The organism is Candidatus Hydrogenedentota bacterium (genome assembly GCA_012523015.1).
Taxonomy (GTDB): domain Bacteria; phylum Hydrogenedentota; class Hydrogenedentia; order Hydrogenedentales; family CAITNO01; genus JAAYBJ01.
Genome location: JAAYJI010000246.1, coordinates 1 through 15,173, shown reverse-complemented (window position 1 = coordinate 15,173; position 15,173 = coordinate 1). Strand labels below are relative to the sequence as shown.

Here is a 15,173-nt window from a genome sequence, read left to right as displayed (position 1 = left end):
TCGCTTTGGCTCATGATAACTGGCTTATAGGGTTACTTCCCGCTTGGCATAATGGGTATGCAAAAGGTTATGACTATTTTCGCTGAGCGGCTCGCCGAGGAATTCATCGTAAAGCCGTTTGATCGATTCATTTTCATGGGAGGCACGGGACTTTTCGCCGGCATCAATGGCGTAGAGGGATTTCATGCGCTCCACCACGGCGCTGCGATCGGTGGACAGGGGCTGTCCGCCGCCGGCAATACAACCGCCGGGACAGGTCAAGATTTCGATAAAGTGCAGATCACTCCGTCCCGCCCGTATCTGGTCGAGGAGCTGCGCCGCATTTTTGAGTCCGCTCGCGACGGCGACGCCAATTTCCAAATCACCGATTTTCACATGGGCTTCTTTGCAGCCTTCCAAGCCTCGCACGTCGTTCACTTCGAGCTTCTCCAGATTTTCTCCCGTAAGGAGGTGGTAGGCAGTACGCAATGCTGCTTCCATGACGCCGCCTGACGCACCGAAGATCTTGCCCGCCGTGGTCCGTTCGCCAAAGGGCGTGTCTGCGCCTTCCGGTTCAAGTGCGGTAATGTCGAGGCCCCGCATACGGAGCAAGCGAGCCAGCTCACGGGTCGTCAACACAGCGTCTACGTCTGCGTAGTGATCGTGAACCATTTCTTTACGGCCAGCCTCAAACTTTTTGGCTGTACAGGGCATAATGGATTCACTGAAAATTTTGGAGGGATCCTTTTGCGCTTTTTCGGCAAAGTAACTTTTTATGATTGCGCCCATCATTTGTTGCGGGCTCTTACACGTGGAAACATTGTCTAAGAAATCGGGATAATACTGTTCTGCAAACTTAATCCAGCCCGGCGAGCAGCTGGTCAGCATGGGCAGTTTCCCGCCCGTTTTAATGCGGTGAACCAACTCCGAGCCTTCTTCCATAATGGTCAGGTCAGCGGAGAAAGAGGTGTCAAAGACCCGGTCGAAACCGAGGCGGCGCAATGCCGCCACCATGATGCCGTCGCAATCGGTGCCAGGAGCCAGTCCGAATTCTTCGCCAAGGGTGACGGACACACTCGGCGCGTGCTGCACGACCACCATCAGCTCAGGATCATTGAGCGCTGCCGTCACTTCTTTAATATTGTCATGTTCGTGGAGCGCGCCTGTGGGGCAGACGAGGATGCACTGACCGCAATTGATGCAGCTGGAAAGGTTCAGACCTTCATCGAATGCCGTGCCCACATGGGAGCTGCTGCCGCGGCCGATAAAGTCGATGGCGGCCACTTGTTGCACTTCTTCACAAACCCGCACGCACTTGCCGCAGAGGATGCACTTTTCGGGATCCCGTATGACGGAGGGGCTGGACACGTCCACCTTATAGCGGTTCCGTTCTCCCTGATAGCGCCGCCGGCGCACCCCCAAATCTCCCGACAAATCTTGCAGCTGACAATCGGTGTTGCGGATGCAGTACAGGCAGTCGTCGGGATGGTTGGCGAGCAGCAATTCCACAATGGTTTTGCGTGCCAGCAGCACTCGCGGCGAATGGGTGGTTATCTTCATTCCTTCAGAAACAGGAAAAGAGCAGGAGGGCACCAGTCCCGGAAAGCCTTCCACTTCAACGACACAAATACGGCATGCGCCGGTGGGGGTCAGTCCTTCGAGATGGCAGAGCGTCGGAATGGTAACGCCCAAGGTTTTCGCCGCCTCGTAAATAGTGCTTCCTTCCGCTACGGCGCAAGGCTTGTTATCAATGGTTATATTTAGCATGTTGGTTGCTCCTTGATTTCAATGTGACGATGGATTAAGGTCATGGGGCGGCAGTAAGCGCATCTTCAAATTGGCGCAGCTCAACTGCATCAAAACGACATACATTCACACAAGCGCCGCAGCCGATACATTTATCAGCAAGAATGTAGTGGGCTTGTTTCAATTCACCGACGATGGCGTCCGTGGGGCAGCGTTTCGCACACAAGGTGCAGCCCGTGCATTTGTCTTGGTCAATGACAAAATAACGCAATTCCTGGCAGACTCCGGCGGGACAATGCCGCTCATAGATATGGGCTTCATACTCGTCGCGGAACCAGCGCAGCGTACTGAGTACAGGGTTCGGCGCTGTTTGACCCAGACCACATAGACTGGTGTCTTGGATCACTTTTGCCAACCGTTCCATGTAGACGATACCTTGGAAACGTTGCAGGGCGTCTTCCGTACTTTCGTTACGTTCGCCGCGGGTGATACGCTGCAGGATTTCCAAAATCCGGCGTGTCCCTTCACGGCAGGGAATGCACTTGCCGCAGCTTTCCCGCTGCACAAAGTCCATGAAGAACTTTGCCACATCCACCATGCATGTGTCTTCATCCATGACGACCATGCCGCCTGATCCCATAATCGCGCCCACCGATTTCAGTGAATTGTAATCCACTTCAATATCCAGATGGGCTTCCGGGATACAGCCGCCGGAAGGACCGCCCATTTGAACCGCCTTGAAACGGCGTTCGTTGGGCACGCCGCCGCCAATGGTGAAAATGATGTCGCGGATGGAGGTACCCATCGCCACTTCCACAAGACCCGTATGGGTGACTTTCCCCGACAGCGCGAAGACTTTCGTGCCTTTGCTGTCGTCTGTGCCCATGGCGGCGAAGGCTTCCGCGCCCATCGCTAAGAGGGGCGGGATATTGGCAAGGGTTTCCACGTTGTTGATAATGGTCGGTTTGCCAAAAGCGCCGCGAACGGCGGGGAAGGGCGGGCGAGGCCGGGGCATGCCCCGTTTACCTTCGACACTATGGATCAGCGCCGTTTCCTCACCGCAGACAAAAGCGCCTGCGCCCATTTTCAACACGATATCAAAATTAAAGTCTGAACCGAGAATGTTATCGCCGAGCAAGCCCGCATCATGGGCTTGTTTCAAAGCGGTTTTCAAGCGGCTGATCGCCAAAGGATATTCAGCGCGAATGTAGACATAACCTTTGCTTGCGCCAATGGCGTAACCGGCGATAATCATGCCTTCGATCAAGCGGTGGGGCGCACCTTCAATAATGGCACGATCCATGAACGCGCCGGGATCCCCTTCGTCCGCATTACAGATGAGATATTTTTGATCGCCTTCTGCACCACGGGCAAATTTCCATTTACGGCCCGTGGGGAAACCGCCGCCGCCGCGTCCGCGCAATCCGCTTTGCTCCACGGCATCGCAGACACCGGCCGGATCTTGGTCGGTCAACACGCGGTTTAGACTGCGGTACCCGCCATGGGCAGCATATTCATCAAGACTGCAAGGATCGATTTCACCGCAGAGCGCGAGGACAAGCCGCGTTTGCGGCGCGAAGAAGGGATGTTCCTCAAGAGCGGGGGTATTGTCCCACGCCTCCAGTCCTTCGCCTGCATATTGTCCGAGTACCGGTGCCGCATCGGTCTTGCCGTTGAACACGGATTCAAGCAACTTGCCCGCCATCTTTTCCGTCACCTTTTCAAAGGATACACGGCGGCGGCCGGGAAGCTGCACGTCTACAATCGGCTCGACACTGCAAAGGCCGATACAGCCCACTTCCACAATGTCGGCTTCTTGTTTATTCGTTTCGAGCCAAGCACGGAGCGCAGTCAACGTCTTGCCTGCCCCTGCGCCGAGGCCGCAGGTGCCCATGCCTATATAGATGGTGGGCCGCTGAACGTCTTCGTGACGCAGCAGCGCCAACTTGTCGCGGAGCGCCTGATCCAAGTCTTTTTCGTGGTCGGCGCATAAGCACTGTTTTAAGTCTGCCGCACTCAACGAGCCGGATAGGGAGACTGTTTCATTTACAGGGTTTGGGGATACATTATTTTTCATGGGATTTTGCCTCTTTTTTCAGGGCTTTTATAACCCGTTCTGTTTTTGATGTGGTCATGTCAGCGTGAAAATCATCATTGATTTTGATCACGGGAGCCAGTCCGCATGCGCCGATGCAGGCAACCACTTCCAGCGAAAATAAACCGTCTTTAGAAGTTTCGCCCGGCTCCAAATCCAGCAGGCAGCGGATATCGTCGAGCACTTGGGCGGAACCTTTCACGTGGCACGCCGTTCCTCGGCACACTTGGATGTGGTATTTGCCCAGGGCGGTAAATCGAAACTGATTGTAAAAGGTTGCCACCCCATAAATTTTGCTGACAGGCAGCTTTAAATGTTCGCCCACCCGCGCAATCACCGGGCGCGGCAGATACCCCAGTGTATCTTGCAATTCCTGTAAAATGGGAATGAGTGCATCTCGACCCGCGTCGGGATAGCGTGCGAGCAGCGCTTCCACTTCCGGGAATGAGCTCGTTGAGATCGCAGTTGCCATGATTCATCTCCTTAATACGATTCTGACTTTGTAATACTGACAATGAAGCCGGGATAATCCGGTTGTTGGATCAATTGACTAAGAACGTGTAGAACAGCAATAAGCAGGGTTTACGCATCCAAAATAGGAAGAGCAAGGATTCCGGTCTATTTCGTGTATCTTTGAGCTTGATAAGAACTGTTTGGAGGAATAAAGTCTTTTTCTAGTGATATTCGCAGTAAGTTCCGGAGCCGGTACTTTGGGCTGTGAAATTCGGTGTTAAAGGCGTGTCATCGTTATCGAAAAAAACAATATCTCCTGAAAGATCAATAAGATATACCCTATCCTTGCGTTTGGATCCTTATCGCTTTATGTTATTGGCTTGCCCGTTGTCGGCTCGTTTCAGCGTCCTTCGCGCGTCCAATTTGCACTATTATACACGAATTAAAAGTATCGATACAAGTTTCACAAATAGGAGAAAATAAGACAAAATAGACAAAAAAATAAACAGTTTCGGCGCGCCAAAGGAAGTGGCGTCGGAATCTAAAGCAAGGGGTATAAGGTACTGTATTAACGGTAAAAAGGCCTCGGACGTGCCCCTACAGAGGAAAGCTTTGTGCACCTCCCGTCCATCCTGTGCGTCGCGTCCGCCGCGCTGTACAGGCAGAAATAGGACTCCCGCCCCATCATTTTTTCATCACTCTGCATAAGGTGATAATTCGGGAATTCGTGTAGTGCTTTACTCATTACCCCTAAATAAAGTACACTAGAAAATTCTTGTTCATCTCAAATACGAGATATTTATTAGTTGAAACAGGCGGCGCTTTCACCTTACAGCGGTCTTTGTGTCGCATCGTTCGGTTGCGCAATATTGGTTTTGCGCCTGCGCCGGGTCTGTTTTGAAGGAGGAAAAAAACGATGGCTGATAACGGTTTTATTACAGATGACTTTTTATTATTCAATGAATACGCCCGTGAGTTGTATCACAACTATGGGAAGCAAATGCCCTTGGTTGATTTTCATTGTCACCTCTCGCCTGATGATGTGGCGCAGAATCGGCAATTTGCCAATATGACGGAAATTTGGCTGCACGGCGATCATTATAAATGGCGGTTGATGCGCGCCAACGGCATTTCAGAAAAGTACTGCACCGGCTCGGGAACAGATTGGGAGAAATTCAAAAAATGGGCGGAAACGGTGCCCTATCTCATGCGCAACCCCGCCTACCACTGGACACATATGGAATTGCGCAAACCTTTCGGTATTACCGATCTCCTGCTTGGCCCGGATACGGCCGAAGAAATCTGGGAACGAGGCAATGCCCTGCTGCAAACGCCGGAATTCAGCGCCCGAGGCATCATGGAACAGATGAACGTGGTCTTGGTTTGTACGACCGACGATCCGACAGACGACCTCGCCAACCACCGCTTGGTTGCTGAAGATCCATCTTTTTCCATTCAAATGCTGCCCACGTGGCGGCCCGATAAAGCGCTGAGCGTGGACACGCCCGTATTCTTTAATAACTGGGTGGATGATTTGGAATCCTGTTCGGGAATCGCCTGTGCGAGTTACGATAATCTTTTGGAAGCGCTGTTCAACCGTGCCGCTTTTTTCAAGGAACAGGGCTGTAAAATTGCAGATCATGGCGTTGAGCTGCCCTATTCGGAAGACTATAGCTTGGAAGAAGTGCGCGCCACCTTCAAAAAAGTCCGTGCCGGTACAGTTCCCACTGAAGAGGAAAGTCTGCGCTATAAATCGGCGCTCCTTCACGAGCTGTGCATGCTCAATCATGAACTGGGCTGGGCGCAGCAATTGCATATAGGCCCCATCCGCAACACGAACACGCGCATGTTCGAGACACTGGGTCCGGACAGCGGCTATGATTCGGTGGGCGACCAACCTTTTGCCCGTTCTTTAGCACGTTTTCTCGATCGCTTGGATCGGGAAGAGCGGTTGACGCGCACCGTGCTGTACACAATCAATCCCGCCGCGAATATGATGATGGCGACCATGACCGGTAATTTCCAGAGCGGATCGGTGCCCGGCAAAATACAATTCGGCAGCGGTTGGTGGTTTAACGATCAGTTGCACGGCATGGAAGAACATTTGGAGATTCTGTCGCAGACGGGATTGCTCAGCCGTTTCATTGGCATGCTCACGGACAGCCGCAGTTTCTTGAGCTATTCCCGACACGATTATTTCAGACGTCTCCTTTGCAATATTGTGGGGGAAGACATGCAGCGCGGCTTGCTGCCGCCGAAACCCGCATACCTCGGCAAGATCATCCAAAATATTTGTTATGGCAATGCTCTTCGCTATTTTGAATTCGATTTGCCTGAAGTGCCGGGCGCCTAAAGGAGACCGCGTTCATGGACAGGGTTATTGATCCTGCCGCAGCGGGCGTACTCTTGTTATATACGGGTTCTCCTGCAGCGCCTCAGCGCAACGAAGTGGCGCGCTATCTGAAGGCCTTTCTTATGGATCCCTATGTGATGGCCTTGCCTTATTTGCTGCGGAGCGCCCTTGTGAAAGGTGTGATTGTTCCCTTTCGCGCCGGTAAATCAGCGGCGCGCTATCGGCAGATCTGGACTTCAGGGCCGTCGCCCTTGGACGGGTATACGCAGCGCTTTATGGATGGGCTGCGTCAGCGTCTTCCCGGATCGGTCTTGGACAAGGGTACCGCCTATGGGACGCGCCGGATGGAAGAAGCCTTTTCTGTATTGGCGGCGATGCCTTTGGAGCGTTTGGTCTTGTTTCCCCTCTTTCCCCAGTATTGTGATGCTACCCACGGTACCTTCAAAGATCGGCTCGCTGCACTATTGAAAGGCGCAGCGCCGTTGAAGGACAAGCTGCGCGTGGTAAGGCCTTTTTATGATCATCCCGCGTATATAGAGGCGCTCCGTCAACAGCTTGAAGAGCCTTTAAAAGACTTTGCGCCCGACCATGTGGTGTTCAGCTATCACGGGCTGCCGCTGCGCCAGGCGCATAAACCGACGCTGCCGGGATTACCCCATTATGAAGGACAATGCCAAGCTACCACGGCGCTTTTGGCTCCCGCCCTGGGTCTTGCGCCAACGGCGTACACCCACGCCTATCAATCCAATTTCGGCAGTGACTGGCTGATGCCCTTCACGGATAGGGTCTTGGGCGAATTGGCACAGTCCGGGTGTAAACGCGTGGCGGTGATTGCGCCTTCCTTCGTTGCCGATTGCTTGGAAACATTGGAAGAGCTGGATCTTGAGAGTGCCGCGCTGTTTAAGGCGGCCGGGGGCAGTTCTTTCTTGCGGCTGCCGGCACTCAACGATCATCAGGCGTGGATCGACTGCGCAGCGACGCTGGTGGATGAAGCGGTACCTTTGTCTGCGCTGTGCTGAGCTGTCTTTAGACGAGCTCTGAAATTTCCTCGCGGTTCCGTGCGCGGAGCATGTGAATTTGATGGATATGGAAATCAGATACTGATTCGATGGACACTTCGCGGCCGAAACGTTCACAGATGAGATCCAGCTGCTCTCGGTTTTCACCGCGCAGCCGCCGTGCCGTGTCCGGATGAACCTGCAAAATAATATGCTTTTCCTTGGTCACACAAAAGAGGGATTGGAGCTGGCGGAGACAATCAAAGGTGACGGTGGTGACCGATCTTACCATACCGCTTCCTTCACAATAGGGACAGGGCTGCGACAGGGCTTTGACCAGATTATGGCGGACCCGTTTTCGTGTCATCTCGATCATACCCAACTCGCTCACATCGGAGAGGGTGATTCGTGCGCGGTCGTGGCGCAATGCTTCGCGAAAATGTTTCATGAGGGTGCGCCGATTTTGGGGGAAGTCCATATCAATGAAATCGAGGACAATGATGCCGCCCATATCGCGGAGTCGCAGCTGCCTCGCGATTTCATCGGCGGCTTCGAGATTGGTTTGTAATACGGTATCTTCAAGTTGTTTTTTGCCGGTGAATTTTCCGGTGTTCACGTCGATGGCAATGAGCGCCTCCGTATGATCGATGGCGATATAGCCGCCGCTCTTGAGATAAATCTTGCGGCGCAGCGCTTTTTCGATTTCTGTTTCAATGCCCATTTTTTCGAAGAGGGGCCGCTTTTCGCGATAGAGTCGCACCCGCTTCACGAGATGGGGCGAAAAATGTTCCAGGAAATCGCGCACTTTTTCGAATTCGTCTTCGTCGTCGATAATGAGTCGGTCAAAGTCGGCGCTGAAAAGATCACGTACTGTACGCAGGATGGGCCCGAAATCTTCACGGAGCAGGGCAACCCCTTTGGCGCGTTCATAGGCGTCCTTCACCTTATTCCAAGAGCGCATTAGGAAATCGAGGTCTCCTTTGAGGTCTTCCTGGCTTCGCCCGTTACAAGCGGTACGGGAAATAATGCCCATGCCTCTGGGGCGCATGCCGCGCAGTGTTTTGCGTAGGCGGTCGCGCTCTTTGTCCGATTCGATTTTTCGTGAAACGCCTAAGGTGCTGACGGTGGGCAGGAGCACGAGGTAACGGCCGGGGAAAGTGATGAAATTGGTGAGGCGGGGACCTTTAGAGCCCATGCGGTCTTTGACGACCTGAACCATGACATATTGATTTTTTTTGAACATGGTTTCAATAGGTTGTTGGTGCGCCCGTTTCTTGCGTGATTTCGCACGGGGCACGCCGTTTTCTAAGACGATATCGCCCGTACCTTCAGCGCCCGCAATATCGGACACATATAAAAAGCCGTTCTTTTCCAGACCAATATCAATAAATGCGGCTTGGATACCGGGAATGATTGCATCAATGCGGCCCCGGTAAATATTGCCTACTATACTTCGATCTTCTTCCCGTTCGATGACCAATTCGGCAAGACGCTTGTTTTCAAGGAGGCCGATACGGTTTTCAAGGGGATTAACATTCACCACCAGTGTTTTCATAAATTCTCCAAAGACAGGTCAATTCGAGGATATTCTTCGCAAGCGTACTGCATTATTGTACTTGATTGATACGGCGCTTCACCACAAATAATTTGGCGGATTCAAGGTTGAAATGCAACGGGTGCAAAAAAGAGGACATCACAGAGATCTTCGGTACAATAGTTCTGTTCAAACACCCGAAGGAGTCCATAATGTCCCACCACCATTTTACACGAGATGACCGTATAAAACTAGAATCACTTAAAAGCCAAGGATTGAGCAATCGACAAATAGCTCAGATACTCGGTTTTCATAAAAGTAGTATGGGCCGTGAATTGCGCCGTAATAGTGTACGCCGTCGCTAGTGTTCCACTGCTGCGGATCGGCTTGCTCTCAATCGGCGTCAAGAGATAGAACCTAAGAAGAAACTTGATCATCCTCCTCTTTTGCGTTATGTCATAAGCAAACGTTATGAGTATTGGTCTCCCGAACAAATTAGCGGCGCCTTCGTCTGGAATATGCAGGCGACCCCACAATGCAAGTGTCTCATGAAATCATTTATCTAGCGGCTTATAACGACAAGCGCTTTACCAATCTTTTTGTCACCCATTGGCGTTAAAGACGAAAGAAACGCAAGAAAAGAGAGCTGCTCAAGATTTAAATAATAGACCAAGGGAAATACTTCATTACAGAACTCCGGCCGAAGTCTTTTTTCAGGAAAGGGTTGTAATTCGAGTTTGAACCTGCGCTGTCCGCATATTGACGTTTAGGAAAAGGCTGTGTCATAATGATCTAGTAGTTTTATGGTCATTTAAAGGCATCGAAAAAGGAGCTTTGGAAAAGCGGATACATCGGTACCAAACAGAAATGCGGGTCCGCTAATAGTGCGCTTTTTGAGGACATAAGTCTTTTTACCCCGGCGCAAGAATAACAGGATAGTTCAAGGAAAGCTGAGGCTTGGAATCAATTGCTTTTAATAAGCGTTCTACTTTTGGGAGGTTTGCAAAGTGGACTGACCTCCAAGTTTCAGGAGAATTGTATATGCGCAGATTATTTATCAGTATTGGATTGTTGGTTTTGGTCGTTGCAGGCGGTCCCGCAGCTTTTGGTCAATTAGGCTTTGGAAAAGGGGCGACCGTTACCTATGATGCGGCATTGGAAAACGATACCGTCCAAGCCGGTATTCCTTTCTTAGGCGCTGTGCAGGTCAGCATCAGCGACGGCTGGCACATGAACGGGCACACCCCCCTAGACGATTTTTTGATTCCCACCGAATTGACGCTGGAAGATACCGAAGGCTTTGACCAAATTGAAATCGTTTATCCCGAACATGAAGTGGTGCGTCTAGGATTTTCAGAAGATCCCGTAGCCGTGTATGACGGCAGTTTTGTTATTGGTTTTCGCGCCCAGGCCGATGCGGACCTTGCTGCCGGTGACTATGTGCTCAATGGAAGTTTGCGCTATCAAGCGTGCAACGATACGATCTGCGCGCAGCCGCAAGTCTTGGCTATAGCGATTCCGATCACGGTCACCGCTGCGGAGACGACGCCGGAGCGGACAGCACCGGAATGGTTTGCTGCTGCGGCTTGGGATCAGCTGCCGCCGGTGGATCAACTACTGTTGGCTGCTGCGTCTGAGGCCGAAGAAGCCGTTGTAGAAAGGACGGAAGAAGCCGTTGTGGAAGGGGCGGAAGAATTGCCCGCAGACGAGAGTGAAACCGCTGCGGAACAAAGGGAGTTGGTGACGGCGGAAGCAAGGCCTGCGACGGTTGAAGCCCTTGTCGAGGCAGCACCTTCGGCGGAGCCCTCGACCGAAGTGGAAGTGGGGTGGCGTGCCTTGGCGGATCAATTCAAGGTGACAGGCAGCCTTGCGGGATACACGCAAACGCGGGGATTTTTGACTTTTTTGGAACAACAATCCGAGAGCAGTTCCACCGATAAGAGCGGCGCGTCGAGCGGGTGGTGGTGGATGATTCTGGTGGTAGTGGGCGGCGGGCTGCTGCTTAATTTCACGCCCTGTGTATTGCCGCTGATCCCGATCAATATCGCCATTATCGGCGCAGGTGCACAGGCGGGCTCACGGAAACGGGGCTTTGCCTTGGGCACTGCCTACGGGCTCGGCATGGCATTGGTCTACGGTTCCTTGGGTTTGGTGGTGGTCCTTGGTCTTTCCACAGCCTTCGGCGTATTGAATGCCACGGTCTGGTTCAATGTTGCCATAGCCCTTTTGTTTGTGGTCTTGGCGCTTGCCATGTTCGACGTGATTCAGATTGACTTTTCAAAATTCCAGGGGCGCTTAGGCGTGAAGAGCGGCGGCCATTTTTTTGCAGCGCTGGGTATGGGCGCAGTCTCCGCTTTATTGGCAGGTGCTTGTGTCGCGCCTGTGGTCATCTACACGGTTCTTCAAGCGCAGGATTTGTATAGCAACGGTTATGTCTTTGCGTTAGCGCTGCCCTTTGGCTTGGGGGTCGGCATGGCGCTGCCCTGGCCGTTTTTGGGCGCCGGCCTTTCCTTTTTGCCGAAACCGGGCATGTGGATGGTTCGGGTCAAGCAAGCTTTTGGTGTGTTTATTTTGATCTTCGCCGTATACTATGGATATCTAGCGTATACCCGTGCGGTGTACGTGCCGGCAGAGACCTCCGAAGACAGTGTATGGACGGCTTCCCTTGAGGAAGGGCTGAGCCGTGCCTTAGAAGAACAGCGCCCCGTCATCATCGATTTCTGGGCGACGTGGTGCAAAAACTGTCTTGCCAAGGATAAGACCGTGTTGAAAGACGAAGCGGTGCTGCAGCAACTGGAAGATCATGTAAAAATTAAATTTCAGGCGGAAGATTTGTCCGGTGGGTCTGTTCAGGAAGTGGTCGAATACTTTGGTGTTCTTGGACTGCCCACTTTTGTTGTGTTAGAGCCGAAAGGGTAAGGTTATCGCAATCACAGCAGTTCAATTGATTCAGGATCATTTGTTTGCTGTTACCGGATTTATGCTTGCATTGGTCCTTGCCGTGCGTGTGCTTCAAGCGAAGCGGCCGACTGGGAGCACCGTAGCTTGGCTTTTGGCGATTGTAGTGGTTCCTTATCTGGGCGTCCCTTTATATCTGCTCTTGGGCGATCGGAAATTAGATCGCTTTATACAGATGAAAGGACAGCTCTACGCCGGCGGCGAGGACGCGAAGGAAGAGCCCGAAGATGACCGTTCTGTCGTGCGTATCGCCACGACGGCGGGACTGCCTGCGCCGCGCCCCTGCAATTACGTGTCTTTTCATACCAGCGGCGAGACTGCCTATGACACGATGATGCGCATGTTTGAGTCTGCACAAAAGTGTATTCACGTTTCCACCTTTATTTTGGGTCGTGATGAAGTGGGGCGTGCTGTTGTTGAAGTGTTGAGTCGTAAGGCGCGCGAGGGCGTAGAAGTACGCTTGCTGCTCGACGGCTTGGGCTGTCTTACCACGAGCGGCCGCTTTGTCCGCCCTCTGCGTAAGGCTGGCGGTCAAGTGGGACGTTTTCTGCCCGTGTTGCCGCTGCAGCATAAATGGTCGGCGAACCTGCGCAATCATCGTAAAATCGTGGTGGTGGATCATGCCGTTGCCATGGTTGGGGGTATGAATCTGGGCACGTTATTTATGGGTCCGTCCCCTCATCCCAAACGGTATATTGATGCGAGCGTATTTTTATGTGGTCCGGCGGTGGAAGATATTGAAACGGTATTTTTTGACGACTGGAACTATGCCACCGATGAGGTGATGGATAGTGAGTCGGTGCGCGCCCACGGTCCCTATTGCGGTTATGCGCCTGAAATGCTTATTCCGGAACCTTCAGGCTCGATCATGACAGACTGCGAGATCCAAACCATTCCAAGCGGCCCCGATATCCCGGGCGATACCTTTCATGATGCGTTGTTGACGGCTATCATGGATGCGCGTAAGCGGATTTGGCTGGTGACTCCCTATTTCGTGCCGGATGATTCTTTGTTGAAGGCCTTGGCGCTGAAGGCGCGGTCTGGCTGTAATGTGTCGGTACTCGTGCCGATGCGTTCCGATCATCGCATCGTGGATTGGGCGCGGGGTCCTGCGCTGCGGAAGCTCGCCGCTGCGGGGGCGACCCTGTATTCCGCGCCACGGACTATGGTTCATGCCAAAGTGATGCTCTTTGACGACACCCTTGCCATTACGGGTTCGGCGAATCTGGACATGCGCAGTATCTATCTGAATTTTGAAATTGCTTTATTCCATTACACGGATACAGACATTCAAAAAATCGAGGGATACATACGTTCCTTGCAGCGTTCCGCCCATTATATCCGGCCTGATATGGTGAGCCGGAGTCGGGCGTGGGTGGAAAACTTTTGTCGTCTTTTGTCGCCCCTGTTGTGAGTATGGACAGGGTGAGGTATTCGCAGCCCGACTTAGATCAAGGCGGGGAAGGTAAAGACGGAGCCGGCGGCACAAGGTTGGATGACGTCCCCCAGTTTGTCGCGCAAGCGTGCGATGGCTTCCGCACCGGTACAGTGACAGGGCGCCGCCACCTCAACACCATAGGCTTTTAATGCTGCCGATGTTTGGTCAATTCGTTCTTCTCGTGCCTGATGCAGGTGCATGCCGCCGATGACGGCATGAAAGGAGCGTTCTTGGGTGAGGTCGGCGATATAGTCGAGGGTGTTGATGACACCTGCATGTGCACAGCCGAAGAGCACGACGATTCCTTTGCTGCTGTGGATCCAGATCGCCTGATCATCTTCGATGCGGTCTGTTTGGCTGCAGTCCTTATCGAGGAAAAACGCGCCGCCTGTATCTTCTAAAGGATGGACGCGCGGAATAGCACCGGTTACCCACAGGTTGTTAAAGATTTCTCGGGGCTCTGTGGTTTCGATAATATTCACGTTTGCGCTTTGGAGCGCGTCGCGCACCGCAGTGGGCATGCCGATGTCTTTATGAGGCGGTTCCGCATTTTGTTTCCAATGGGATTGGAAGGCGGCAGGGTGCGCGTAGAGGTCGATGGGCTGCAACGCTGCATCAACGATATGCACCAGTCCGCCTGTATGATCGTAGTGACCATGGCTGATTACCACGGTCGTCAGTTCCTTCGGATCAAGGACAAGGGCAGCGGCATTATGGGGCAACACTGCCCCTTGTCCCGTATCCATAAGTAAGGAGCCTTGCGGCGTCTTCACGCAGAGTGCGAGTCCGTGTTCTGTGTGCAGTTCCGGCAAGAGCGTTTCGTTGTCGACGACGACCGTGATTGTCAGGTTTTGATCGGCACTCTTGTCGTCGGGATTAATGGTCACAGAGATTCCCGCCCGTTTGTAAGGTGTCATCAAGATAGGCGCGCACCAGGGTTTCGGGCGCATCGGATGGCGCGCCTACAACGACTTCGATGCCCTGTTGCACCAAGAGTTCTTGCGCACGCACGCCCATGCCGCCGGCGATAATAATATTGACGTCTTGATTGGCGAGCCACGTGGGTAAGAGTCCCGGTTCGTGGGGCGGTGCATCTACCAAAAAGGTGCTGACAATGTGCTTCGATCCATCGTCGACATCGACCATGGCGAATTGGGCACAATGACCAAAATGGAGGGCAAGTTTACCTTCGGCTACGGGGATTGCAAAACGCATGTGATTACTCCTTTGGTTATAGGTTATGAGTCTAGTTCGAGTAAGGGTTGTATAATTATATTAAAAGCTTTTCCGGCTTCCGTGTTCGGGAAATGGTGCGTATAGGGCATGCCCTCATCACCGGTTTTTGCTACTTCAGGATCAATGGGGATATGGCCCAGGAAGGGGACACCCATTTCTTTTGCCATTGTTTCGCCGCCGCCTGTCTTGAATATATCGGTCCGTTCGTTGCAATGGGGGCAGATGAAGCCGCTCATGTTTTCCACTACGCCGAGGACAGGCATCTTCAGTTGATGACAAAAGTTGATGGATCTGCGTACGTCGCTGACAGCCACATCCTGCGGTGTGGTCACAATAACGGCGCCGTCGGCGTCGGGCAAGAGCTGACAGACAGACAGGGGTTC

The 15,173-nt window shown here is 52.7% G+C and carries 12 protein-coding genes; 5 read left to right on the top strand and 7 right to left on the bottom strand.

What is annotated here, in order from left to right; translation table 11 throughout:
- Positions 1–24: 24 nt before the first annotated feature.
- The 3 genes from GX117_10710 to GX117_10700 are packed head-to-tail and all read right to left on the bottom strand — an operon-like array spanning position 25 to position 4,292.
- The gene (locus GX117_10710; protein ID NLO33808.1) at positions 25–1,746 is read right to left on the bottom strand and encodes a 4Fe-4S binding protein; all 1,722 of its coding nucleotides are present in this window, start codon (positions 1,744–1,746) and stop codon (positions 25–27) included.
- A gap of 40 nt (positions 1,747–1,786) precedes the next feature.
- A complete protein-coding gene (locus tag GX117_10705; GenBank protein ID NLO33807.1) occupies positions 1,787–3,802 on the bottom strand; it encodes a 4Fe-4S binding protein in 2,016 nt (671 codons plus the stop codon).
- Complete coding sequence (locus tag GX117_10700; protein NLO33806.1) at positions 3,792–4,292, bottom strand: NAD(P)H-dependent oxidoreductase subunit E; 501 nt, start codon at positions 4,290–4,292, stop codon at positions 3,792–3,794. The genes GX117_10705 and GX117_10700 overlap by 11 nt, the downstream gene beginning before the upstream one ends.
- A gap of 897 nt (positions 4,293–5,189) precedes the next feature.
- On the opposite strand from GX117_10700, the gene uxaC reads away from it, so the two are divergent.
- Positions 5,190–6,626, top strand: coding sequence for a glucuronate isomerase (gene uxaC / locus GX117_10695; protein NLO33805.1), 1,437 nt, complete (start codon positions 5,190–5,192; stop codon positions 6,624–6,626).
- Between the two features lie 14 nt (positions 6,627–6,640).
- The gene (gene hemH / locus GX117_10690; protein NLO33804.1) at positions 6,641–7,645 is read left to right on the top strand and encodes a ferrochelatase; all 1,005 of its coding nucleotides are present in this window, start codon (positions 6,641–6,643) and stop codon (positions 7,643–7,645) included.
- A gap of 7 nt (positions 7,646–7,652) precedes the next feature.
- Here the strand turns inward: hemH and GX117_10685 are convergent, their stop codons facing one another.
- Positions 7,653–9,179: an Rne/Rng family ribonuclease gene (locus GX117_10685; GenBank protein NLO33803.1), complete on the bottom strand. Its 1,527-nt coding sequence runs from the start codon at positions 9,177–9,179 to the stop codon at positions 7,653–7,655.
- Positions 9,180–9,370: 191 nt separating this feature from the next.
- Between GX117_10685 and GX117_10680 the strand changes: the two genes are divergently transcribed.
- The 3 genes from GX117_10680 (at position 9,371) to GX117_10670 (ending at position 13,530) form a co-directional block, all read left to right on the top strand.
- Positions 9,371–9,523 carry a helix-turn-helix domain-containing protein gene (locus GX117_10680; GenBank protein NLO33802.1) on the top strand — a complete coding sequence of 51 codons (153 nt, stop codon included), beginning with the start codon at positions 9,371–9,373 and terminating at the stop codon, positions 9,521–9,523.
- A 676-nt stretch (positions 9,524–10,199) separates the two neighbouring features.
- Entirely contained in the window at positions 10,200–12,077 is a 1,878-nt protein-coding gene (locus GX117_10675; GenBank protein ID NLO33801.1) for a hypothetical protein, read from the top strand.
- A 61-nt stretch (positions 12,078–12,138) separates the two neighbouring features.
- A complete protein-coding gene (locus GX117_10670) occupies positions 12,139–13,530 on the top strand; it encodes a cardiolipin synthase (protein ID NLO33800.1) in 1,392 nt (463 codons plus the stop codon).
- Between the two features lie 32 nt (positions 13,531–13,562).
- Here the strand turns inward: GX117_10670 and GX117_10665 are convergent, their stop codons facing one another.
- The 3 genes from GX117_10665 to GX117_10655 all read right to left on the bottom strand — a co-directional run.
- Positions 13,563–14,474: an MBL fold metallo-hydrolase gene (locus GX117_10665; protein NLO33799.1), complete on the bottom strand. Its 912-nt coding sequence runs from the start codon at positions 14,472–14,474 to the stop codon at positions 13,563–13,565.
- Entirely contained in the window at positions 14,431–14,769 is a 339-nt protein-coding gene (locus GX117_10660) for an ATPase (GenBank protein ID NLO33798.1), read from the bottom strand. Before GX117_10660 ends, GX117_10665 begins: the two co-directional genes overlap by 44 nt.
- A gap of 23 nt (positions 14,770–14,792) precedes the next feature.
- Positions 14,793–15,173 (bottom strand): Mrp/NBP35 family ATP-binding protein (locus GX117_10655; protein ID NLO33797.1); only part of this gene is annotated, 381 nt, incomplete at its 5' end.